This window comes from Meiothermus luteus (genome assembly GCF_003574085.1).
In the GTDB taxonomy this organism is placed as follows: domain Bacteria; phylum Deinococcota; class Deinococci; order Deinococcales; family Thermaceae; genus Meiothermus; species Meiothermus luteus.
The window spans coordinates 1-2,333 of record NZ_QWKZ01000184.1; the positions used below are offsets into that span (position 1 = coordinate 1).

The window sequence follows — 2,333 nt, forward strand, 5'->3', positions numbered from 1 at the left end:
CCCCTGGGGGTGGGGGGGCTTCCAGCAGCCTTGGCGGTGGTCTACCTGGTGGTGCTGGGGAGCCTGGCCAGCCGGGCCAACCCGAGGAGCCAGGACCGGATGGGTCGCACGGCGGGCCAGGTTCTGGCCAATGGGCTTCCGGCGGCCTTGGGGCTGCTTTGGGGTTCGCCGGTCTTTTTTCTCTCGGCCCTGGCCGCGGCGGCGGCCGATACCCTGGCCACCGAGGTGGGCGGCCGAGCGCGGCGGGCCTGGCATCTCCTCAGGGGCTGGGTGCCGGCGGGCACCAACGCGGCGGTGAGCCTCCAGGGCAGCCTAGCCCTGCTGCTGGGGGCGTTGCTTTACCTGCCCTGGGCACTGTGGCTGGGGGTCCCCCCGCTGGCGGTGGTGGTGGGGGGGGTGGTTGGGGCGGTGGCCGACACCCTGCTGGGGCTGGGAGAGGACCGCTTCCGCTGGGGCAACAACCTCACCAACCTGCTCTCCACCGCTTTGGGGGGCGGTGTAGGGTTTTTAATCGCTGCTTGAACCATTCTAAGCCCCTGGTGGGTGTACCCTTGGGTAAGGGAGTCGCCTATGCGCTGGCACAATCTCTACCGCCGCTGGGTTTTAGGCCGACACTTTCGCTTCGCCCGGGAGCACCTTAGCGACCACTTTTTTGATGCCCTCACTGCCTATGCGCTGGGGCTGGCCAAGCTCGGGGTTGCCGAGGCCAAGGAGGCGGCTTGGGCCCTCTTGGTGCTGCGCAAAGAGCCGGTGCCCGGTTTCAGCGGTCAGCTCGAGGACATCTTCTTTACCATTGACCACACCCTGCGGGAGCGGTTTGGTCTGGAGGTGGCGGGGGCCCTCCGGCGGGGGCTTTCCCGCAACGACCTGGACCTCACGGTCTTCCGGGCTTATGCCGCTGAGCGGATGCTGCGGGTTCTCACCGCCCTCTCAGACCTGAGGCGCGAGCTTTTGCACCTAGGCCAGACCCACCGCCAGACCCTCCTGACCGCCTATACCCACCACCGCCCGGCCCAGCCCACCACCTTGGGGCATTACCTCACCGGGGTGGAAAACCTACTCTCACGCGACTACCAACGGCTTCGGGCGGCCTTTATGACCACCGACAAGTGCCCTTTGGGGGCCTCTACCCTGGCGGGGAGCCCCTACCCGGTGGACCGCAGGGCCCTGGCCCAGTGGCTGGGTTTTGGTGGGACGTTGGAGCACACCTACGATGCCATTGCGGCTGGGGACTGGGCCTTGGAGATCGCCCACGCCCTGGCAGGCCTGGCCGCCAGCCTTTCTCGGTTGGTGGCCGACCTCCTGTTTTGGGCTGAGCAGGGAGGGTTTGTGGTGGCGGAGAGGATAAGCCAGGGGTCCTCCATCATGCCCCAGAAGGTCAACCCGGTGGTCCTGGAGCACGTTCGGGCCTTCCTCTCCGAGCTAATGGGGGGGCCTGCGATTCTGGGGCACCTCAACTACAGCACCCCTTTCGGCGATGTGAACGACCACGGACCCGGCGTGCTCGAGCCATTACAAAGCCTCTTCTACGCCGCCGAGGGGGCGGTGGCCTTGCTGCGGGTAGCCCTGCAGGAGAGCCGCTTCGTACCGGAGGTGCTGGCCCAAGGCTTGCGCGACCGGAGCGTGCTGGCCTCCGAGCTGGTGGACGTGCTGGTCTCCCACAGGTACCTTCCCTTGGCCGAAGCCTACCCCCGGGTCCAGGGGATGCTGCGGGCCCTGAGCAGTCAAGGTCGCACCGTGGCCGACCTGGGCCTGGATGACCTGCAAAGCCACCTCGGTGTGGGGGACCCAGAGCTTCTTAGGGCTTTGGAGCCAGAGCGCTTCCTGGCTCGGCGCAAGGTGCTGGGTGGGGCCGCCCCCGAGGCCCAGGCGGTCTACCTGGACTACGCCCTAAACCGGCTTAAGCTGGAGCGGCTCGAGCTCAAGGAGCTAAAAAGCCGACGCCGCAAAGCCCTGCGGATTCTGGCCACCGAGCCCCTGAGCCTCCTGGCTAGCCCTCCAAAAACTGCCCCAACCCCCTGAAGCGGCGGTAGCGGTCCTCCAGCAGGGCTTCGGGGCTCAGCGGGGCCAGCTCGGCCAGGGTCTCCGATAGGGCCTGCTTGAGGTGGGCTAGGGCGGCCTGGGGGTTGCGGTGGGCCCCGCCGTCGGGCTCGGGAACGACGCGGTCTACAATTCCTAGAGCAAGGAGGTCAGGGGCGGTAAGCTTTAGCGCCTCGGCGGCCTTGGCCGCCTCGCGGGCGTCCCGCCATAGGATGGCCGCACAGGACTCAGGTGAGATGACGGAGTACCAGGCGTTCTCCATTATCAATACCCGGTTGCCCACCCCAATGGCC

Annotated in this window: 2 protein-coding genes and 1 pseudogene; 2 read left to right on the forward strand and 1 reads right to left on the reverse strand. The window is 67.4% G+C overall.

What is annotated here, in order from left to right; translation table 11 throughout:
• Together Mlute_RS15000 and Mlute_RS15005 are read left to right on the forward strand one after the other, a co-directional pair.
• Positions 1 to 522: DUF92 domain-containing protein (locus Mlute_RS15000; RefSeq protein ID WP_119361319.1), on the forward strand; the 522-nt coding region annotated here is incomplete at its 5' end.
• A gap of 48 nt (positions 523 to 570) precedes the next feature.
• Positions 571 to 2,022 carry a lyase family protein gene (locus Mlute_RS15005; RefSeq protein ID WP_119361320.1) on the forward strand — a complete coding sequence of 484 codons (1,452 nt, stop codon included), beginning with the start codon at positions 571 to 573 and terminating at the stop codon, positions 2,020 to 2,022.
• Here the strand turns inward: Mlute_RS15005 and Mlute_RS15010 are convergent.
• Positions 1,991 to 2,333: pseudogene (locus Mlute_RS15010) on the reverse strand (acetyl-CoA carboxylase carboxyltransferase subunit alpha); the annotation flags it as partial. The gene Mlute_RS15005 and the pseudogene Mlute_RS15010 overlap by 32 nt on opposite strands.